This window comes from Salinihabitans flavidus (assembly GCF_900110425.1).
Taxonomy (GTDB): Bacteria; Pseudomonadota; Alphaproteobacteria; order Rhodobacterales; family Rhodobacteraceae; genus Salinihabitans; species Salinihabitans flavidus.
Genome location: NZ_FODS01000008.1, coordinates 118,427 through 138,882, shown reverse-complemented (window position 1 = coordinate 138,882; position 20,456 = coordinate 118,427). Strand labels below are relative to the sequence as shown.

Below are 20,456 nucleotides of genomic sequence, written 5' to 3'. Positions count from 1 at the left end.
AGGAACCGGAACACGATCATCTCCCGGCCGATGCGCTTCGACATGATCTGTGAGGCGAACGGCATCGAGCACCGGCTGACCAAACCCAACCATCCATGGACCAACGGCCAGGTCGAGAGGATGAACCGCACGATCAAGGACGCGACGGTCAAGCGCTTCCACTACGACAGCCACAATCAGCTACGCACGCACCTCACAGACTTCATGGCAGCCTACAATTTCGCCCGGCGGCTCAAAACTCTCGGCGGCCTCACGCCCTACGAATACATCTGCAAGGTCTGGACCTCAGAGCCGGATCGTTTCATCCTAAATCCGATCCACCAGATGCCGGGACTAAACAGGTAGCCCCGATCAGCCCCGCACCTCGCGCGGGCTGAGCTGCGGCGGGCCGCTCCCCTTGGCCTCCGCCTCGCGGATCAGCGCCGCCACCCGCGCATTGATCGGCGCGCGCTGTCCCTGCTGCCGCGCCAGTTCGACGATCATCTCCTGCAACTCATCGATCTCGGTCGGGCGTCCGCGTTCGAGATCCTCGACCATGGACCCGCGCGCATAGGGGTCTATGGTCAGCAGGGGCCGCGCCACATGCCGGAACAGGAAGGTCGGAAGCCGCAAGACAATCGGCAGAAGCCGCACCGGAAGCGGCACCGGAAGCCGCACGGGAATGCCCGCCGCCTTCAACACCGAAATCGCTTCGGCCGTCTGATCCGCCATCAGCCGGCGCCATGTCATGCGGGCGATCTGCTCGCGCAGGGGCACCCCGGACAGCGCGTTGAGCGAGGTGTTGAGGTTGAACAGCAGCTTGCCCCATTGCAGCGGCGCCATCTTCCGCCGCTGACGCATATGCAGCCCCGGCACCGACAGTGCCCGCGCCCAGTTGCGGCGCCCATTGCCAATCACGATATCGCCGCTACTTGCGCGGTGAAACAGGCCGTCCCCCCTGCTCACCACGTTGAACGGCACCATGCCCGCGCGCACGTCCCGGCCCGGCAGCGCCTCGCGCAGGACGCCGGGATTGCCGACCCCGTTCTGAAGACTGATCACCACCGCGTCCTTATGCGCATGGCGCGCGATCTGCTCCGCCATCGCCGCGGTGTCGCCGCTCTTGACGGTGACAAGGATCACATCCGCCTCGGCCAGAGCCGCCGGATCGGTGGCCATGCCGAACAGATCGGAGTTGAGTTCAAGCTCCAGCCCCGTGAAATCCGAAACCCTCAGACCATTGCGCGAAATCGCCTCGCGCATCCGCTCACGCAGCAATAGCGTGACGTGATGCCCGCCATGCGCCAGAAGCCCGCCGACGAAACAGCCGACGCGCCCCGCCCCCGCGATCACGATGCGGGGGAAGACATCCTCTTGCCTGTGCTGCGCCTTTCGCGCCGCCATGCCACTCTCCGGTCGGTTTGTCCGCAGGCCGGACAGGCCCGCAGAGTTCCCAACCGATTGCCGGGGAAATGCGTCAATTCCAAGGCATTACAAGGTGAATCGCGGGGCCGATCCCGGCTTAGACGCCAAGGCACCAGCGCATGATCGCCTTTTGTGCATGAAGCCGGTTTTCCGCCTCGTCGAACACTACCGAATGGGGGCCGTCCATGACCTCGCTGGTGGCCTCCTCGTCGCGGTGCGCCGGCAGGCAATGCATGAAAAGCGCATCGGGCTTGGCCCGCGCCATCAGCTCCGCATTCACCTGATAGGGCCGAAGCTGATTGTGTCGCCGCTCCCGCGCGCTCTGGGCGTCATGCATGGACACCCATGTGTCCGTGACCACCAGATCGGCCCCCTCGACAGCGCGGGCCGGATCGCGCTCGATCTCTATGTTCGATCCCTTTGAGCGGGCGAATTCCACGAACTCCGGCTCGGGGTCGAGGACCTCGGGTCCGGTGAACGTCAGATCGAACCCGAACTGCCCGGCGGCATGCAGGAACGAGGCGCAGACATTGTTGCCATCGCCCGACCAGACCACCTTGCGGCCCCGGATCGGGCCGCGATGCTCCTCGAACGTCTGGACATCGGCCATGATCTGGCACGGGTGCGTGCGGTCGGTCAGCCCGTTGATCACCGGCACGTCGGCATAGTCGGCCAGCTCGCGCAGCACCTGTTCCTCGAAGGTGCGGATCATGATCAGATCGACATAGCGGCTCAGCACCCGCGCGGTATCCGCGATCGTCTCGCCATGGCCAAGCTGCATCTCCTTGCCCGACAGGACCATGGTCTGCCCGCCCATCTGGCGCACGCCCACGTCGAACGACACCCGCGTGCGGGTGGAGGGCTTCTCGAAGATCAGCGCGACCATGTGATTCTTCAGCGGCTGTTCGGCGTCGGGCGTGCCGCGCAGCATCCCGTTGCGGGCCGCCTTCATCGCATGGGCGTTGTCCATGATCGCGCGCAGCGCGTCCGGATCGGTGGTGTGAATATCTAGGAAATGGGTCATGTCCTGCTCTCTCCCTCGCGCCGCTCAGGCGCCGCTGGCCGCGACTTGCGCCGCCGCCCTGTCCAGCCGCTCGACTGCCTCGGCGATCTCCTCGTCGCTGATATTCAGCGGCGGCAGGATGCGCAGCACGTTATCGGCCGCCGGCACGGCGACAACCGCGTTGTCATAGCCGGCAGCAAGCACATCGGTGTTGGCCGCCCGGCACTTCAGCCCCAGCATGAGCCCCGATCCGCGCACCCCCTCGAACACGTCGGGGTGCGCGGCCACCAGCCCCTCCAGCTTCTGCCGCATCGCGCCCGCCCGCGCGCGCACCTGATCGAGAAACGCCGGATCGGCGACGATCTCCATCACCTTCGCACCCACCGCGCAAGCCAGAGGGTTGCCGCCATAGGTGGACCCGTGCGTGCCCGCCGTCATGCCGCTGGCGGCCTCTTCGCTGGCCAGCACCGCGCCGAGTGGAAATCCCCCGCCGATGCCCTTGGCCACCATCATGATATCGGGCACGATCCCGGCCCATTCATGCGCGAACAGGCGCCCGGTGCGCCCCATGCCGCATTGCACCTCGTCGAGGATGAGCAGGATGCCCTGCGCGTCGCACAGCGCCCGCAGCGCCTTGAGGTCGGCATCCTCCATCGGGCGGATGCCGCCCTCGCCCTGCACCGGCTCCACGATCACGGCGGCAGTGGTCTCATCGATCGCCGCCTCCAGCGCGGCGCGGTCGTCCCACGGCACATGCACGAACCCCGGAAGAAGCGGCGCGAACCCTTTGGTCAGCTTTTCGCCCCCCGCCGCGGCGATCCCGGCAGAGGAGCGCCCGTGAAACGCGCCCTCGAAGCCGATGATTTCCACCCGCTCGGGCTGGCCTTTGTCATACCAGTACTTGCGCGCCATCTTCACCGCCAACTCGCAGCTTTCGGTGCCCGAATTGGTGAAAAACACCGTGTCGGCGAAGGTGGCCTCCACCAGCCTGTCGGCCAGCGCCTGTTGCTGCGGGATCTGGTAGAGGTTCGACACATGCCACAGCTTGCCCGCCTGCTCGGTCAGCGCGGCGACAAGATCGGGATGGGCATGGCCCAGCACGTTGACCGCGATCCCCGAGGCCAGGTCGAGAAAGCGTCGTCCGTCCGCCTCGATCAGCCAGCTTCCTTCGCCCTTCACAAAGCTGAGCGGCGCACGGTTATAGGTCGGCAGAACAGAGGGGATCATGGTCCGGTCCTTCTAGCAAGAGCCCCGTGGTTGCCCCACGCGGGCCATCAAGTCAACGATTTGAATGGATATTGAGGCGCGCGGCGTGCGCAACGGATCACGGGCCGGACACATCGGTCCGGTCAGGCAGTCAGCCTCGGCGTCGCAAACGCGGATATGCGGGCGCGGTGATCATGGGCAAAGCCATAGCCCGCGCCCGGACAAAAGGAAAGCCCCAACATCGCCCCGCCCGGCCTGGCGTGGCTGGCGGCAGTCAAGATTCGTGTCGAGACCTTTGCGACGAATTCGCCCAAGGCGCGCATCGACGGGCCGCGGTGCGGCGATCAGACGTTTGTTGGCCAATGCTTTATGCCAGCCAAATCCGGACGACCTCAAAGCCTTTCACGAATGGTGGCCAAATCGCCGTGCCGGGGGGCGGCCCGGCGATGCGCGGCGGCCTTCGGCCTTGGTCCCGCGCATGGGGGCAAGACCACAACAGCCATCCATCTCCCCACCGGGCCGGCGCGGGCGCCCCCGGCCTCAGCTCTTGAGCCGGTAGCCCTTGCGCAGCATCGCCCAGCCAATCGCCGCCACCGCCGCCGTGGAGGCGATCACCACCACGAGGCCGAACTCCGGCGCCCCGTCCGACACGCCGATCACGCCATAGCGCGCCCCGTCGATGAGATAGAACACCGGGTTGAAGGCGGTCATCTCGCGCAGGCCGTCCGGCAGCGCCGTGACCGAATAGAAGGTGCCCGACAGAAAGGCGAGCGGCGTGACGATGAAATTGGTGATCGCCGCGATCTGGTCGAACTTGTTGGCGAAAATCCCCGCCACGATCCCGACGCTGCCCATGAACGCGCCGCCCAGGATTACGAAGCTGACAAGCCACAGCGGATGGGCCACCGTCATCCCCAGCACCACCAGAAGCCCCAACGTGATCGCCAGCGCCACAAGCGCGCCCCGCGCCACACCGCCCGCCAGATACCCCAGCAGAATCTCGCCCGCCGACAGCGGCGGCATGAGCGTGTCCACGATATTGCCCTGCACCTTGGAAATCACGATCGACGAGGATGTGTTGGCAAAGGCGTTCTGGATCACCGTCATCATCAGCAGACCCGGCGCAAGGAACTCGATGAACACGACGCCCATCACGTCGCCCCGCCGCGGCCCGATGGCGATGTTGAAGATCATCAGGAACAGCCCCGCCGTCACCAGCGGCGCCAGAAGCGTCTGGGTCCAGACCACGGTGAACCGCTGCACCTCGCGCGATGCCAGCGTCCACAGGCCAAGCCAGTTGACCCGGCCGAACCGCCGCACGCCCATTTCCGCCCGTTCCATCGTTTTCCTCGCCGGTTTGACTCATTCTGCGCCTTGTATCTCAGGCTCGCGTGATTAGAATAGGGGCTGATCGAAAAATATCCAAAGCGGCCCGCGTGGCCGCTTTTTAGCTGAGCTGAGGAAGCCGAGTATGTCCTGGACCGATGAGCGCGTCGAGCTGCTGAAGAAAATGTGGAGCGAAGGCCAGTCGGCCAGCCAGATCGCCAAGGAACTCGGCAGCGTGACCCGCAATGCCGTAATCGGCAAGGTGCATCGTCTTGGCCTGTCCAACCGCACCCAGCCCGGCGCCAAGCCAGAGGCGGAGCCTGCCAGCAAGCCCGAGCCGAAGCAGAAGGCCGCCCCCAAGGCCGCCAAAGCCGACCCCAAGGAGGCTCCCGGCCCCGAGCCGAAGCCCGAGGTGGCCAGCATCCGCCCCTCCGCCTCAAGCGCGCCGGGCTCCGCGCGCCGTGCGATCATCCCCGCCGGTCAGCCCCTTCCGCCGCAGCCCTCGGCCAACGAGATCGACCCCGAAGCCCTCGCCAAGGTCTCCGAGATCGAGAAGAAGGCCAAGCGCCTGTCGCTGATGGAACTGACCGAACGCACCTGCAAATGGCCCGTCGGCGACCCCGCGACAGAGGATTTCTGGTTCTGTGGCCTGCCGGCGAAATCGGGCAAACCCTATTGCGAGGCGCATGTCGGCGTCGCGTTCCAACCCATGTCCTCGCGCCGCGACCGCAAGCGGTAGCGCCCCGCGCGGACAGCTATCCGCACGGCAAACCCGGTCTCCGTCTCATTGGTGGCTGCGTCGTCAGTGTGCAGTCGATATCACGCGCGCTACGGCCTGCCGGGACCATTCTTTCCCGATGTGGCTTTTCAGCGACAGCCTGCGTGCGTCACCTCATGCGGCACCGTCGTCGCTGTTCTCCAACTCAGACATATGTTAATAACCTAATATGAGATGAGGGTGCGGAGCTTCTCGCGGAGATTCCGGCTTTTCTGAACCCCGGAGAGCGGTTTTTCAGCCGCTAAGGTTTTTCAGCCGCTAAGGTTTTTCAGCCGCTAAGGTTTTTCAGCCGCTAAGGAGAATAAAAGTGTCAGTGGGAATAAACAGTAAACTTGCAACGGTGGCGCCTATCGCGTTGATCGCGGCGCTTGGAACGTCAGCATGGTCCGGCACGCTCGACGACGATGTCCTGATCGAGAGCTCGGGCGACGGCATTGTGTATATCGACACAACCGAAGGCGTCGTCCCACCGGGCATGAAGGCCGTCACCTTCACCTCGACGTGGATCGACGATCCCGACAACCCTGGCGAGCGCCTCTACGTCGATCCATTCGAGAACATCGTCACGGATTTCACCACCATCGGCAGCCGTGGCGGCACCACCAACTGCATCATGGCCAGCAACGACAATTTCTGCGACTCGGCCCCCGGCTCGGGCAAGCGCATCAAGAACTATCTCTACGGCCCCGGCCCGTTCGACACGCTGCTGCGCACCACGCCGAGCGCCGATCATCCGCAGGTGGATTACTTCACCTTCGGCAAGATATCGAACTTCGCACCCGCCCGGATCACCGGCTTCTCGATCGAATTGCTGGATGCCGACGGCAACCCGATGAGCGACCGGGACGCGGCCGAAGCGGTCCTGTTCAACCTTGACCCAGACCTCCACAGGTCGACTGCACCGTCGATCCACTTGGTCCACGGCCTGTTCGGCAATGGCGGACAAGAGGCAGACACGGGTTTCTTTTCCGGCGACGATGCCGATTTCGTTCTGACCGAGTCTTCCGACGTGTTGGACCTCGGGGCGATCTTGATGGCCGAGGATTCCGACGGTGACGGCACGATCGACACGTTCTATGCCGACAACTTCGGCGACGCGATGCTCTTTGACGCAATCGTGCCCGACGGCATATTCTGGGACGAAACCCCCGACATCGCCGACGATGAAGGCGCTCTGCTGACCTGGTACCATTCCGGTGACGAGACCTGGTATTATGGCACCCTCGGCACCGCGGGCAGCACAGAGCTTGATGACAAGCTCGCCGCGATCGCGGCCGATCTGGGCGTGACCGTCGCCGAACTGGGATACACCGCCGGCGGCGATTCTGTGCCCGACGCGATTGTCGCGGCGATGCAAGGCGAGGAGCTGTTCGAGGTCGACAAGATCGAAGACCTGCGCAACGCCAACCTGAACTACACGATCACGGTCGGCAACGTCGAGGAAGGCCAGTTCACCGTTCGTATCGCGCCGCGTTTCGCGCCGATCGTCGAACTCGCGGCAGGAAACGAAGGTCTGTTCGCGCTGGCCGGATCTCTGGATGCTGCGAACATTCCCTACCTCGGCGCCGATCAAGCTTACGTGGACACGGTCGCCGAGATCATGGCCCTGCCAACCACGGCGGAACAGCTCGCCGCGCTTGAATCGCTCGGCTTCACATCGGGTGCCGGGTATCTGGGCACGGCCTTCGCGACCGCCAATGATCAGGTCTTTGCACTTGGAATGCCGGTCTCCGGAAGTGACGGCGGCGTGGTCTCCAGCAACGGCAACGCCACGAACTGGTCCGTGGGCGACAACACCAACGCCTTTGTCTCGCTGATCGGCCGTAAAAGCACCACGGATCGCACCGCAAGTTCAGCCGGCTTCGAGACGGACTCGCGGTCGGTCTGGGCAGGACTTGAACGGGAGATGCTTCAGGGTTGGTCCTTCGGCGCGATGGTCGGCGGGGGCAACGCTGACACAACGATGGACGGCAACCTCGGGTCGATCGACTCCGATACCTTCGGTGTCGGCCTCTATGCTCGCACGACATTTGGCAGCAGCGGTCGCCTCTTGGCGATGGTCGGCTATCAGGATCTGTCCATGAGCTCCGAACGGAATGTCACGGCGGCCGGTGCAACCGCGCTTGGCAACACCGACGGCTCGATCATGCTGGCCAGCCTCAAGGCCGACTGGATGAAGAATATGGGCAACTTCAACATCGGTCCCATGGCAGCGCTGGAATATTATGACGTTTCGGTTGACGGCTATACGGAAACCGGGGCGGGCGCCTGGAACATGACTGTCGGCGACATGGAGACCGAGTATGTGCTCGCCAGCGTCGGTCTGCGCGGTGAGACCGCAAAAACGCTGGGCGGATCTCCGGTCCGTGCCTTCGGACATGCCGCCTACACAATGCAATCGGGGGGCGACGCGACAATCTCCTCGACCATCGGCGGCCTGCCAACCTTCAACACGCCGGTCGATGGAATGAGCGGTGATGGCTGGTTTGATGTCGGTTTTGGCCTGAGCGCCGTGATCGGACAGACGGCGTCATCCGAAACCCGGATCGGCGGCGAGTATCGCGGCGCGCTTTTCGGCGACGGTTATGAAAGCCACGGTCTGCGCCTTTTCATAGAGTCGAGCTTCTAGGAACGGCGCCAGACACGACGACATTGAAAGAGCCCGGACATTCACTTGGCCGGGCTCTTTTCTTGTAAAGGCGACATCAGCGGCCGCGCGCATGAACCACCGACGTGCGCTCAGTTCCCGCCCAGCTTGCCGCCGTTCCCCTTTTCCAGCTTCTGCTTGGCAGCGTCGCGTTCCAACCCATGTCCTCGCGCCGCGACCGCAAGCGGTAGCGCCCCGCGCGGGCCTCAGAGCGCAAGCCCCTCGGGCGCGATCAGGTCCGGCCCGTCATCGTCACGACCGAACCGCGCCACCGGGTGAAACCGCATCCGCCCGTCCCAGCCGGTGCCAAGATGCGCGCGCGCCGCCTCCGCCCCGATCTCATGGCGCATCCACGGCGCGATCTCCTCCTCCGTCAGGATCACGGGCGTGCGCGGATGAATATGCGCGATCTGTGGCAGCGCCGGCCGCGTCAGGATCGCGGCGCTGTGCCCGGCACCCTCCCGCGTGGCGTAAAGACCCGCGAAAAACACCATCGGCGCATTGCTCTGCACCCCGATGAACCACGGCTGGCGCCGCGCCTTGGGGCCGGTCCATTCGAAATAGCCCTGCGCCGGGATCACGCAGCGCGCGCCTTCCCAGGCCGCGCGGAACGTCGCCTTCTCCGCCGCCGTCTCGATCCGCGCGTTGAAGGTGGTGGCCGTCCACTCCTCCACCGGCCTGCGGTGCCACTGCGGCACGAACCACCAGCGCGCGACCGAGCCGACCAGATCCCCGCCCGCCATGAACGCCATCCGCACCGCCTGCGTCGGCTTGATGTTCCAGCTCGCGGGGAGCTCCGGCAGATCCGCCTCCACGCGGACCCGCGCAGGATAAAGGAACCCTTCGAGAATCTCCAACATCTGTGCCTGCGTCAACTGACCGCCAACAAGCCGCCCGCACACCGCCTCAGTTCCCGCCCAGCAGGTTGCGCAGCTTGTCACCGATCTCCTTTTCCAGCTTCTTCTCGATCGCGTCCTCGACCGACTGGCCCTCTTCGGTCTCAACGCCCAGCCGGTCCTTGACCTCCTGCTCCAGCTTCTGCTTGACGGCGTCGCGTTCCTTGGCGAAATTCTGGTCGACCACCGCCTCCATGTCCGGCCATATACGCGGATCCGACCACGGCCCCCGAATGCGCACCGGCACGGCAAGCCCGGTCTCCGTCTCGTTGCGAAGCTGCGGTGTCAGCGTGTAGTCGATATCGCGCGCGCCAAGGCCCACGCGCCCCTTGCCCCGCGCCAGCACATTGGGCAGATCCATCCGCAGATCGTCATTGCGCATCACGCCCTTGTCGATGGCCATGGTGCCGGTCAGGCTGTCGAACACCGTGGTCCCGCCGCTCGGATCGCCGCGCAGCAGCTTGTCCAGATCGATCCCCGCGATCCGCCCGCGCCCGATGGACAGCGACCCCGACCCGCTCAGCGCGTTCATGATCGCATCCACCGAACCGCCGACCCCCAAAAACGACAGCTCGCCGTCGGCCTGCCCCGACAGCCGCGTCAGCCCCGCCGCGTCGCTCAACAGATCCTGCATCTCGATCCCCGCCGCGCGCAGTTTGCCGCCCACGGAAAACCCGCTGCGGTTGTTGGCCACGACCTCGCCGGTGATCGTGCCCTGATAGCCCTGCACCTGATCGAGCGTGACAACCGCGCGGGCGTTGTCCACCGTGACCGTGGCCCGGCTCTGCCCGAGGGTGAAGCCGCCCAGGTCGATCCCCGCCGCCGACAGCGTGATCGTCCCGTCAAAGGCGCCAAGCGCGCTCGCGTCGATCCGCGCGGTGGACCAGCCCTCCGCGTCCGCCCCGGCCCCGTCGCCGCTGCCGCTCGCTCCGGCGCCCGTCAGCGCGGACAGGTCAAGCTGCCCCGCCGCGATCCGCGCCGTGACATCGGGCTTGCCGCCGAGCGTCACATCCGCCTCCACATCGGCGGCATTGCCCGCCAGCCGGGCCTTGCCCTCGCGCAGGCTGAGCCGCCCGTCGCGCGTATAGCTCACCTGCCCGTCAAGGCTCACCGGCCCCGGAATGCCCGCCGCCCCCTGCCCGAGCGCGGCCATGAACGCCCCCGGCCGCGGCAGATCGAGCGTCAGCCGCCCTTCCGCCTCGGGCGCAAGCCCGGCCCGGCCCGCGAAACGGGCGGTATTGCCCGCCGCGCGGACCTCTGCCTCCAGCGCGGACACTCCCCCCGCCAGAAGCGCGCCCGGATCGGCCAGACTGGCGGTGATCTGCACGCGTTCCCGGTCCGGCGTCACCGACAGCGACAGCTCCGCCGCCCGTCCCGCGCCGCCCCAGCTCAGCTCCGCATCGACGTCGCTGAACGCGATGCTCTCGTCGCCATGATCGACATAGCGCAGCGCGGCGTTGCGGATCGACACCTGGTCAAGCGAGAACGCGCGCCCCGATCCCTCGGACGCGGAGGGCGCCGCGCCGCCGCCGTCCGCCGCGCCGGCCTGCGTGAAGGTCCAGTTCACCCGCCCATCGGCGGCCCGCTCCAGCACGATGACCGGCGCCTCCGTGTCGATCTGCGTGATCCGGATATCGCCTCCGATCAGCGCCATGACATCCACCCCGATCTTCAGGCTTTCGGCGCGAAACATCGGCCCCGCCTGAGACCATTCGGCATTGCCGAAGCGCACCGGCCCGGTGGTCACGCCCAGCACGGGATACCACGAGATCCCGACCTCGCCGTCGAATTGCAGATCGCGCCCGGTTTGCGCCGCCACCTGATCGGCGGCGATCCGCGCGATCTTCTCGCCCGGAAGGGCCAGCAGGAGCCCGCCCGCCGCCAGCACCAGCACCACACCCGCCGCAATCAAAGCCCGGATCACCCGCATCACATACCCTTTCACCACTGTTCACCGCTCCGGCGTGAATCCTAGGCCCCGCGCCACGCCCTGACAACGGATTCCACCGCCCCTCCACCCGGGCCGCCCCCTTTCATCTTTGAAAAAATTCTCCGGGGTTCGGGGCAGCGCCCCGGGGGGCGCGGCACACCCCCCCCGTCCGGCCCGTCCCGCGCCTTCCCCGATTTTAACGCCTGTCCACAGAACGCCCCGTTAACGGTGCGAATTACCGACCTCCGCACCGACGCGATACCGACATAATACCGACGTTATACCGCACCGGCGTTTTCCCGCGAAACCAGGTCGTTAACCCTGATTCGCCCGCCTTTCGGCCGCACCGCTCTCACAGCATCGCGGGCACCACCTGATCGGGCGGGCGGTGGCCGTCGTCGAAGGTCTTGATGTTGATTATCACCTTCTCGCCCATTTCAAGCCGCCCCTCCACCGTGGCCGAGCCCATGTGCGGCAAGAGCACCACGTTCGGCATCTGCCGCAGTGCCGGGTTCACCTCGGTGCCGTTCTCATAGACATCCAGCCCCGCGCCCGCGATCTCCCCGGCCCGAAGCCGCCGCACCAGCGCGTTCTCGTCGATCACCTCCCCGCGCGAGGTGTTCACGATCACCGCGTTCTCTTTCATCAGCTTGAGGCGCCGCGCGTTCATCAGATGAAAGGTCGAGGGCGTATGCGGGCAGTTGACGCTGACCACATCCATCCGCGCCACCATCTGGTCGAGGCTTTCCCAATAGGTGGCCTCCAGCTCCTCCTCGATCTCGGGCCGAAGCCGCCGGCGGTTGTGATAGTGGATCTGCATGCCAAAGGCCCGCGCCCGGCGCGCCACCGCCTGCCCGATCCGCCCCATGCCGAGGATGCCAAGCCGCCGCCCGCTCACCCGGCCGCCAAGATAGGCCGTCGGCGCCCAGCCGGCCCATTCGCCCTTCTGCATCACCGCCAGCCCCTCAGGAATCCGCCGCGTCACGCCAAGGATCAGCGCCATGGTCATATCGGCGGTATCGTCGGTGACGACACCGGGCGTGTTGGACACCAGAACCCCCCTCTGCCGCGCCGAGGCCACGTCGATATGATCGATCCCTGCGCCGTAGTTGGCGATGAGTTTCAGACGCTCGCCAGCCTGCGTGATCAGGCCCGCGTCGATCGTATCGGTCAGCGTCGGAACAAGCACGTCGGCCTCCTTGGCCGCCGCGATCAGCTCGGCCCGCGTCATCGGCGCGTCATCGTCGCGCAGCCGGACATCGAACAGCTCTGACAGCCGGGTCTCCACCGCTTCCGGCAAGCGTCGCGTCACGACAACACTCAGACGTTCCTTTGGCATCCACCTCTCCCACATCTTCCAAAACCTGCGCGTTGCTGGCAGAGTGCATCACGCGGCCCGAGGGCACAAGAACTCCACGCGAAAAACGCGTTCAACCAAGAGCAGGCAATCGGTTTCGATGAAAACATCCCCGATTCTGGGCGTCCTTCTGGCGCTGATACTGATCGTTCCCGCCGCCCTTCTGGCGGGCGAGCGCGGTCCCGTCACAAACCTGCCGATGCCGCGTTTTGTCTCGCTCAAGGCGACGAAGGCCAATATCCGCCGCGGCCCCTCTCTCACGCATCGCATCGACTGGGTGTTTCAGCGCCGCGACATGCCGCTTCAGATCACCGCCGAGCATGGCCACTGGCGCCGCGTGCGCGACCGTGACGGCGTCGGCGGCTGGGTGCATTACTCGCTTCTGTCGGGCGCGCGCACGGTGCTGGTGGAGCGCGACATGCTGCCGCTGGCCATGCGGCCCGAACCCGACACCCCCGCCCTCGCGCATCTGGAACTGGGGGTGATCGCGGAGCTTGACGACTGCCTGCCCGACTGGTGCCGCATCAGCGCCGGGGGCTATCGCGGCTGGGCCCGCAAGACCGATCTGTGGGGCGTCGCGCCCGAAGAACTGCGCGACTGAACACAGCGCCATGTGGGGGCCACCCGCCGCTTTGACCCGCCGCAGGCGGGACAAAGCTCACCCTGCGTGCGCGCGCCCGCGCGCACTCCGCCCGGAAACACGCCCTCAGCCGCGCGCCGCCTCCGCCGCGTGGCGCAGGGCCGCGATATTCTCGCCATAGACGCCGGGGCTGTCCACCGACCCGCCCATGAACACCGCCGATCCGGCGACGAGCACATCGGCCCCCGCCTCCACCACCATCGGCGCCGTCTGGGGCGTCATCCCGCCGTCGATCTGGATATGGATCGGCCGGTCGCCGATCATCGCGCGCAGACGGCGCACCTTGTCGATCTGCGAGGGGATGAATTTTTGCCCGCCGAAACCGGGGTTCACCGTCATGATCAGCACCATGTCGACCAGATCGAGAACATGGGCGATACTCTCCAGCGGCGTGCCGGGGTTGAGGCTCACCCCCGCCTTGCAATCGGCCGCCCGGATCGCCTGAAGCGTGCGGTGGATATGCGGTCCCGCCTCCACATGGGCGGTGATCATGTCGCTGCCCGCCTCGGCGAAGGCGTCGATATAGGGGTCCACCGGCGCGATCATCAGATGCACGTCCATGAAGGTGGTCACATGCTTGCGGATCGCCTTCACCAGCGGTGGGCCAAAGGTCAGGTTGGGCACGAAATGCCCGTCCATCACGTCCACATGCACCCAATCGGCGCCCTGCGCCTCGATCGCGGCGATCTCGCCCCCGAAGTTGGCGAAATCGGCAGAAAGGATCGACGGCGCGATCTTGATGGAATGATCGAAAGTCATGTCGGGATGTCCTGTGCAGCATGGGCGATTCGGCTCGCGCAAACCATGCGCCGCCCCGCGCCCGAGCGCAATGTTGCCCCGCCCGATGCCCGGCGGCCGGGCAATTGTTCATGAGATGCGCGAAAATCCGTCAATATCGGGCCCCGATCGTGCGCATGACTTCGAAATGTCACATCGCCATGCCAGAGCATGTTACGCTATTGTGCCGCGGCTGGTGCCGCAGCGCAGCATTCAGCATGCGCCCGACCCGCCCGGCAAAAGGAGAATCGAGATGAATTTTTCCCAGAACCCGATCACCCTGAGCATGAACCATCTGGCGCTGATGTCGCAGATGATGGAACGACACCTGCGCCTGAACACCGCCCTGACCCGGACGATGTGGCGCCTTGCGGTGCCCACCACAGAGCAGACCCGGCAGCCCCCCGCGACACAAGCCCCGAAACCGGCCGCCCGGAAAAAACCCGCCGCGAAGCGCCGTAAACCGGCCAGCACGGCGAAATCCGCGCAGAAGCCCGCTCCGGTCGCGTCAACCGCATCAGCGCCCAACACGGCGCAGACGGCCAAACCCGATCCGGCTCCAGCGCGCAAACCCACGACCCAGGCGGCAAAATCGGCTCCGGCGCCCAAACCCACGGCTCCGGCGGCCAAACCCGATCCGGCTCCCGCAGCCAAACCCACGGCTCAGGCGGCGCCCGTACCCAAGGCAGAGACTGCCGGAGACTCCGACAAGCCGCGCCGCGCCCGTGCGCCGTCCAAACCACCGGCCATGCCCGACAGCACCGCGCCGAAGTCCGCCTCGCAAAACAGCGGGTCAAAAGCCTGATCCCCGGCGATGGACGGACAGGATGACCCGGCCGCCCCGGCGGCCGGGTGTTTCATTCCTGCTGCAAAATCAGGCAGATCCGTCAAGCATTGAGCCGCTTGCATCGCTTGCAGGACGGCTATGCAAAATCGGGCAGTGGTCCTGACCTGTGTTTGATCCTACATTGCCTGCAATAGGGAGGGGATCAAACAAAGGATTGGATGACCCCATGGCACATATCACATCAAACATGCCCGCAGCCGCCACTGTTCTGGATGCGCTCACCGCGCCCTTCCGCGCTGTCGGACGCTTCATGATACTGATCGGCGAGAACAACACGCAGGTCCGCAAGGCCCAGTACCTTCAAAGCCTCAGCGACGAGGAACTCGCCAAGCGCGGCATGACGCGCGAAGAGATCGTGCGCCGCGTCTTTGCCGACAAGTTCTATATCTGAACCTGCCAGCCACGCACGCGCGCCGAAACGCGCCTTGAACAGATACCACAAATACGCCCCGGCCCCCCTGGCCGGGGCGTTTGCGTTTGCGACCGTCCCGCGCGGCACCTTCCCCTCCGCCTGCCGACACGATAAGAGCGCCCAACCCGCACCGCGAAAAGGGCGCCCGCATGATCGACATCCGCGACGTTTCCCTGAGCTTTGACACGCGCACCGTGCTGCGCGGGATTTCCCTGTCGCTCACCGAACGCCGCATCGCCATTCTCGGCGCCAACGGTTCTGGAAAGAGCAGCTTCGCGCGCCTTCTCAACGGCCTTCTTCTGCCCAGCCGGGGGCAGGTTCTGGTCGACGGGCTCGACACCCGCAAGGACGGCAAGGCGGTGCGCCGCAAGGTCGGCTTCGTGTTTCAGAACCCCGACAACCAGATCGTCTTTCCCGTGGTCGAGGAGGATCTGGCCTTCGGCATGAAAAATCTCGATTTCTCGAAGGACGAGATCCGCCGCAAGACCGACGAGATTCTCGCCCGCTATGACATGACCGATCTGCGCGACTATCCCGCGCATCTTCTCTCGGGCGGGCAGAAACAGCTTCTGGCGATCTCCGGCGTGCTGGTGATGGAGCCGGAGGTGATCGTGATGGATGAGCCGACCACCCTTCTCGACCTGCGCAACACCCGCCGTGTCGCCGCCGCCATCGACGCGCTGGATCAGCGCGTGATCCTCGCCACCCATGATCTGCGGCTGATCGAGCGGTTCGACCGCGCGCTCGTCTTCGACGAAGGGCGCGTGGTGATTGACGACACCCCCGCCGCCGCCATCCCGGCCTATGAACAGATGATGGCCTGATGCTCGACCTCTACACCCCCGGACACTCGCCGCTGCACCGCCTCGCGCCGGGGGCGAAGCTGCTCGCGCTCATGGCCGGCGGCACCGCGCTTTTCGTGCTCGACAGCCTTGCGGTGGTTCTGGCCGCCCTTCTGGTCATCCTCGCGCTCTACCGCCTTGCGGGGCTGCCGCTAAGGCGCGCGTGGGATCAGATCCGCCCGGCGCTCTGGATCTTGCTGGCGATCCTCGTCGCGCAGGGCTTTCTGACCGGCTGGGCCTTCGGCGCGTTCATCGTGCTGCGCTTTGCGGCGCTGCTGATGCTGGCGGGGCTTGTCACGCTCACCACCCGCGCCTCCGACATGATCGAGGCGATCACGCGCGGCCTGTCCCCGCTGCGCCCACTGGGGGTGAATCCGGCCAAGGTCGGCCTCGCCTTCTCTCTGGCGCTGCGCTTCATCCCGGTGCTGATCACCGTGACCCGCGAGGTGCGCGAGGCGCAGAAGGTGCGCGGGCTGGAACGCTCGGTTCTGGCCGTGGCAATTCCCGTCGCGGTGCGGGTGCTGAGAATGGCGGACGATATTTCCGACGCGATCGAGGCGCGAGGCTATCGTCCCTGATTTCGCCGCTGACCCGATGCGCGCCTTGCACCCCGCCGCCCCGCCCGCTAGCACCGCGCGCAGGACAGGACAGCCACAGACAGGACCGCCGGAATGGATACCAGAAGCATCGTCTACATCGCGCTTTTCGCCGCGCTCACCGCCGCACTGGGGCTTTTCCCACCGCTCACCGTGCCGGGCATCGGTGTGCCGATCACGGCCCAGACGCTCGGCGTGATGCTCGCCGGAAGCCTTGCGGGCGCGCGGCGCGGCGCGCTGGCGATGGTGCTTTTCATCGCGCTTGTCGCGGTCGGCCTGCCGCTTCTGGCCGGCGGGCGCGGCGGCATCGGCATCTTCTTCGGACCGACCGGAGGATTCGCTGTCGCCTTCCCTGTCGCGGCCTTTGTCATCGGCGCGCTTCTGGCCAAGGCCCCGCGCGCCGGGCTGGTGCACAGCTTTCTGGCCATCGCGCTTGGCGGCATCGTGACGGTTTACGCCATCGGCATCCCGTGGCTGTCGGTCGCCGCGGGCCTGCCGCTCGGCAAGGCATTCATCGGCTCGATGGCCTTCGTTCCCGGCGATCTGATCAAGGCGGTGCTGGCAGTGCTGATCACCCGCGGCGTGCGGCGCGCCCTGCCCGCGCTGTAGCCCTGTGCCCCTGCGCACCCGCCTGACCGATCTGGCCCGCCAGCGCCCCGATGCGCCGGCGGCCCGTCTCGGCGGCGTCACCTATACCCGTGCCGCGCTGGCGCAGGCGGCGGCGCGGGTGGATGGCGCATTGCGCGCCCTGCCTGTCGGCCCGGCCCCTCCGAGGCTCCGCCTGCCGCCCGGCGCGCGACTCATGGCGCTGGCCACCGGCAACCACCCCGGCGCGCTGCCGCTTCTGGCCGCCGCGCTCAGCGGCCCGCACGCCATCGCCATGATGGACCCCGAATGGCCCGCGCCGGATCTGGGCCGCCTACTCGACCGACTACGCCCCGACATTCTCGCGCTCACCCCCGCCCAACCGGCGCTTTGGAATGAGGCCGCGCAGCGCGGCATCCCGGTCTGGGACGTCACCGCCGCCCCGTGGCAGACCCACGCCCCCGGCCCCCTCACCCCGGGGGAGGGCGCGGACAGCTTCCTTGTCGGCTTCACCTCCGGCACCTCCGGCACGCCGCGCGCCTTCGCGCGCAACCGCCAGTCCTGGCGCGAGAGCCTCGCCGCCGGGCACGCGGTCTTCGGCCTGTCAGAGGCGTCGCACACCCTCGCCCCCGGACCTCTGGCGCATGGGCTCGCCCTCTATGCGCTGGCCGAAACGCTGGACATCGGCGCCTGCTTTCACTCCATGCCCCGCTTCAGCGCGCGCAAGGCCGCGCGGGCGCTCGCCACCGGCGCCATCGCGCGGCTTGTCGCCGTGCCCACCATGCTGGACGCGCTCGTCCCGCTCGGCCCGTTTCCCGCTCTCGGCCATGTCACCACTGCCGGCGCGAAACTCTCTCCCGAGCTGCTCACCGCCTGCCGCCGCGCCTTTCCGAACGCCACGATCACCGAATACTATGGCGCCTCGGAGCTGGGTTTCGTCACCCTGTCGCGCCATGACGCCACCGGCTCCAGCGCACCGGCGGACTCGGTCGGCCACCCCTTCCCGCATGTCACGCTGGAGTTGCGGGGGGAGGACGGCCCCGCCGCCCCCAGTCAGCCCGGCACCGTCTTCATCCGCTCGCCGCAGGCCATCGCGGGCTATCTCTGGGGCGATGGGGGCGGCGGCTTTCACCGCGCGGGCGACTGGGCCAGCGTCGGCGACATCGGCCGGATCGGCCCGGATGGAAGCCTGACCCTTCTGGGGCGCGAGGACGGGATGATCATCACCGGCGGCTACAACGTCTACCCGCAGGAGGTGGCGCGCGTGCTCGCCGCCGCCCCGGGCGTCGCGGAGGCCGAGGTGCTGGGCCTGCCCGACCCGCATCTGGGACAGCGCATCGCCGCCGTGCTGCGCTGCGAGACCCCGCCCGATGCCGCCACCCTGATCGCCCATTGCGCCGCGCATCTGCCACGCTACAAGAGTCCGCGCGACTTCTATACTGTCGCACAGTGGCCCTTCACCGCCAGCGGCAAGATCGCGCGCGGAACACTCCTGCGCTGGCTGCAAGACAAGGACACCCGCCTTGACCGGATCGACACCGCCCCCTGACCGCCAGCCGGTCATCATCGCCGCAAAACGCAGCGCCATCGGCCGCGCGGGCGGCATGTTCCGCGATGTGGAGATCGAGGATCTCGCCGCCCCCGTCCTGCGCGCAGTGGCGGATGCGGCCGGGATCGACGCGCGAGAGATCGACGACGTGATCCTCGGCAATGCCGCCGGTCCGGGGGGTAATGTCGCGCGCCTGTCGTCGCTTCAGGCGGGCTTCGGCGTGGATGTGCCCGGCGTGACGATGGACCGGCAGTGCGGCGCCGGGCTGGAGGCGGTGATCACCGCCTGCCGCCTGATCGCCGCCGGGGCGGGCGATGTCTTCGTCGCGGGCGGCGTCGAGAGCGTCAGCCGCGCCCCGCTGCGCGCCCTGCCCCCGCCCGCCGGACAGGCGCCGCAGTTCTATAAGCGCGCGCGCTTTTCCCCCGATGCCATTGGCGACCCCGACATGGGCGAGGCCGCCGAGACCGTCGCCCGCACCCACGGTATCACCCGCGCGCGCCAGGACGCCTTCGCCCTGCAATCGCAGAGCCGCGCCGCCGCCGCCCGCGAGGCCGGCGCCTTTGACGCCGAGATCATCGCGGTCGCGGGCCAGCGCCGGGATGAGTGCATTCGCGGCGACATGACCGCCGCCCGGCTGGCCCGGCTGCGCCCCGCCTTCGCCCCGGGCGGAACCGTGACCGCCGGCAATGCCTGCCCGCTCAACGACGGGGCCTGCGCCGTGGTCGTCACCTCCGCCGCCCGCGCTCGCGCGCTCGGACACAGGCGCGCGCTGGCATTTCTGGACGCCGCCGCCGCCGGGGTGGACCCCTCGGTGCTCGGCATCGGGCCGGTCGCCTCGACGCGCAAACTGCTCGCGCGCCGCCCCGATCTGTCGCTTCGCGATCTGGCGCTGCTGGAATTCAACGAGGCGTTCGCCGCGCAGGTGCTGGCCAGTCTCGACGCGCTCGACCTGCCGCAGACGCTTCCCTCGCAACAGGGCGGCGCCATCGCCCTCGGCCATCCTTTCGGGGCCTCCGGCGCGATCCTCGTCACCCGGCTTTTCGCGCAGGCAATGACCGGCCCCGATGGCGCGCTCTGCATGGCAATGATCGGCATCGGCGGCGGTCAGGGCCTCACCGCCGCCCTCTCCCCAATGCAGGTGTGACGCAGAATCAGAGGCGCGATCGCGACGCGGGCCTCGGGTGATTCTCACGCGATCGTTTACAATTCGTGAATGAACGAATCATTCTTCGATGTTTGTTTCCTCTCCGACCATGATCGACCGGGCGGCGGCACGCATTTTTCGCCTTGCTTTCGCCACACTCTGGCAAAGCCGCCGTTTGGATCGATTTTTGAAACAATCCCCCGCCAAACTGACGCCCGAACCGGGAGTTTCCCCGTATCCCGCCCGAAAAAATGGGGTAACTTCAACAAAGTGGATGTCACATCCGGAAACAGTACCTCTGCCCTGATGCCCCCTGAAATTGGGCCGTTTCAAGGCAGGATCGCCGCGATCCAGTCTAATCGTGGCGGAATTAAGGAGGATTGATGTTTCAAACGGGATTGCATTCGCGTATATCAAGAAGGCGCCCGACTGGGGGGCGCAAGTGGCTGGGGGGCAGCCGTTAATTTACGGATGCATCGTTGCGATGCGCCGGTCCTTGCGTTCGCTGCCACGCGAT

The 20,456-nt window shown here is 66.7% G+C and carries 20 protein-coding genes; 12 read left to right on the top strand and 8 right to left on the bottom strand.

Annotated features, from left to right (window positions below):
- The coding region (locus BMW66_RS09085) for an integrase core domain-containing protein (protein WP_139196143.1) at positions 1 to 345 on the top strand (345 nt) is incomplete at its 5' end.
- A 6-nt stretch (positions 346 to 351) separates the two neighbouring features.
- Here the strand turns inward: BMW66_RS09085 and BMW66_RS09080 are convergent.
- From BMW66_RS09080 to BMW66_RS09065, 4 genes are all read right to left on the bottom strand, one after another.
- On the bottom strand, positions 352 to 1,383 hold the full coding sequence (locus BMW66_RS09080; protein ID WP_093117647.1) for a 2-dehydropantoate 2-reductase: 1,032 nt from the start codon (positions 1,381 to 1,383) through the stop codon (positions 352 to 354).
- Between the two features lie 118 nt (positions 1,384 to 1,501).
- On the bottom strand, positions 1,502 to 2,428 hold the full coding sequence (gene argF, locus BMW66_RS09075; protein ID WP_093117645.1) for an ornithine carbamoyltransferase: 927 nt from the start codon (positions 2,426 to 2,428) through the stop codon (positions 1,502 to 1,504).
- Between the two features lie 24 nt (positions 2,429 to 2,452).
- Positions 2,453 to 3,634: an aspartate aminotransferase family protein gene (locus tag BMW66_RS09070; protein ID WP_093117643.1), complete on the bottom strand. Its 1,182-nt coding sequence runs from the start codon at positions 3,632 to 3,634 to the stop codon at positions 2,453 to 2,455.
- A gap of 519 nt (positions 3,635 to 4,153) precedes the next feature.
- Positions 4,154 to 4,954, bottom strand: a complete 801-nt coding sequence (locus BMW66_RS09065) for an ABC transporter permease (protein WP_245729414.1) — start codon at positions 4,952 to 4,954, stop codon at positions 4,154 to 4,156.
- 130 nt (positions 4,955 to 5,084) lie between these two features.
- On the opposite strand from BMW66_RS09065, the gene BMW66_RS09060 reads away from it, so the two are divergent.
- Both BMW66_RS09060 and BMW66_RS09055 read left to right on the top strand, forming a co-directional pair.
- A complete protein-coding gene (locus tag BMW66_RS09060; RefSeq protein WP_093117641.1) occupies positions 5,085 to 5,678 on the top strand; it encodes a GcrA family cell cycle regulator in 594 nt (197 codons plus the stop codon).
- Positions 5,679 to 6,057: 379 nt separating this feature from the next.
- Entirely contained in the window at positions 6,058 to 8,346 is a 2,289-nt protein-coding gene (locus BMW66_RS09055; RefSeq protein ID WP_217639299.1) for a choice-of-anchor F family protein, read from the top strand.
- 224 nt (positions 8,347 to 8,570) lie between these two features.
- Here BMW66_RS09055 and BMW66_RS09050 read toward each other — a convergent pair whose 3' ends face one another.
- The 3 genes from BMW66_RS09050 to BMW66_RS09040 form a co-directional block, all read right to left on the bottom strand.
- Positions 8,571 to 9,305 carry an SOS response-associated peptidase gene (locus BMW66_RS09050; protein ID WP_093117638.1) on the bottom strand — a complete coding sequence of 245 codons (735 nt, stop codon included), beginning with the start codon at positions 9,303 to 9,305 and terminating at the stop codon, positions 8,571 to 8,573.
- Positions 9,271 to 11,190 (bottom strand): AsmA family protein, encoded by a 1,920-nt coding sequence (locus tag BMW66_RS09045; protein WP_093117637.1) that lies wholly within the window; start codon positions 11,188 to 11,190, stop codon positions 9,271 to 9,273. The genes BMW66_RS09050 and BMW66_RS09045 overlap by 35 nt, the downstream gene beginning before the upstream one ends.
- A gap of 352 nt (positions 11,191 to 11,542) precedes the next feature.
- Complete coding sequence (locus BMW66_RS09040; protein ID WP_093117635.1) at positions 11,543 to 12,529, bottom strand: 2-hydroxyacid dehydrogenase; 987 nt, start codon at positions 12,527 to 12,529, stop codon at positions 11,543 to 11,545.
- Between the two features lie 118 nt (positions 12,530 to 12,647).
- On the opposite strand from BMW66_RS09040, the gene BMW66_RS09035 reads away from it, so the two are divergent.
- Positions 12,648 to 13,148, top strand: coding sequence for an SH3 domain-containing protein (locus BMW66_RS09035; RefSeq protein ID WP_093117633.1), 501 nt, complete (start codon positions 12,648 to 12,650; stop codon positions 13,146 to 13,148).
- A 105-nt stretch (positions 13,149 to 13,253) separates the two neighbouring features.
- Here BMW66_RS09035 and rpe read toward each other — a convergent pair whose 3' ends face one another.
- Complete coding sequence (rpe, locus tag BMW66_RS09030; protein ID WP_093117632.1) at positions 13,254 to 13,946, bottom strand: ribulose-phosphate 3-epimerase; 693 nt, start codon at positions 13,944 to 13,946, stop codon at positions 13,254 to 13,256.
- A 271-nt stretch (positions 13,947 to 14,217) separates the two neighbouring features.
- On the opposite strand from rpe, the gene BMW66_RS09025 reads away from it, so the two are divergent.
- The 8 genes from BMW66_RS09025 (at position 14,218) to BMW66_RS20000 (ending at position 20,323) form a co-directional block, all read left to right on the top strand.
- Complete coding sequence (locus tag BMW66_RS09025) at positions 14,218 to 14,769, top strand: hypothetical protein (RefSeq protein WP_093117630.1); 552 nt, start codon at positions 14,218 to 14,220, stop codon at positions 14,767 to 14,769.
- Positions 14,770 to 14,977: 208 nt separating this feature from the next.
- Entirely contained in the window at positions 14,978 to 15,202 is a 225-nt protein-coding gene (locus BMW66_RS09020; RefSeq protein WP_093117628.1) for a hypothetical protein, read from the top strand.
- Positions 15,203 to 15,372: 170 nt separating this feature from the next.
- Positions 15,373 to 16,047, top strand: a complete 675-nt coding sequence (locus tag BMW66_RS09015) for an energy-coupling factor ABC transporter ATP-binding protein (RefSeq protein ID WP_093117626.1) — start codon at positions 15,373 to 15,375, stop codon at positions 16,045 to 16,047.
- Positions 16,047 to 16,643, top strand: a complete 597-nt coding sequence (locus tag BMW66_RS09010; RefSeq protein WP_093117624.1) for an energy-coupling factor transporter transmembrane component T family protein — start codon at positions 16,047 to 16,049, stop codon at positions 16,641 to 16,643. The genes BMW66_RS09015 and BMW66_RS09010 overlap by 1 nt, the downstream gene beginning before the upstream one ends.
- Before the next feature lie 93 nt (positions 16,644 to 16,736).
- Positions 16,737 to 17,270: a biotin transporter BioY gene (locus BMW66_RS09005; RefSeq protein WP_093117622.1), complete on the top strand. Its 534-nt coding sequence runs from the start codon at positions 16,737 to 16,739 to the stop codon at positions 17,268 to 17,270.
- Between the two features lie 4 nt (positions 17,271 to 17,274).
- The gene (locus BMW66_RS09000; protein ID WP_093117620.1) at positions 17,275 to 18,795 is read left to right on the top strand and encodes an AMP-binding protein; all 1,521 of its coding nucleotides are present in this window, start codon (positions 17,275 to 17,277) and stop codon (positions 18,793 to 18,795) included.
- The gene (locus tag BMW66_RS08995) at positions 18,770 to 19,939 is read left to right on the top strand and encodes a thiolase family protein (protein ID WP_217639298.1); all 1,170 of its coding nucleotides are present in this window, start codon (positions 18,770 to 18,772) and stop codon (positions 19,937 to 19,939) included. The genes BMW66_RS09000 and BMW66_RS08995 overlap by 26 nt, the downstream gene beginning before the upstream one ends.
- A 69-nt stretch (positions 19,940 to 20,008) precedes the next feature.
- Positions 20,009 to 20,323: a hypothetical protein gene (locus BMW66_RS20000; RefSeq protein WP_139196140.1), complete on the top strand. Its 315-nt coding sequence runs from the start codon at positions 20,009 to 20,011 to the stop codon at positions 20,321 to 20,323.
- Positions 20,324 to 20,456: the final 133 nt, after the last annotated feature.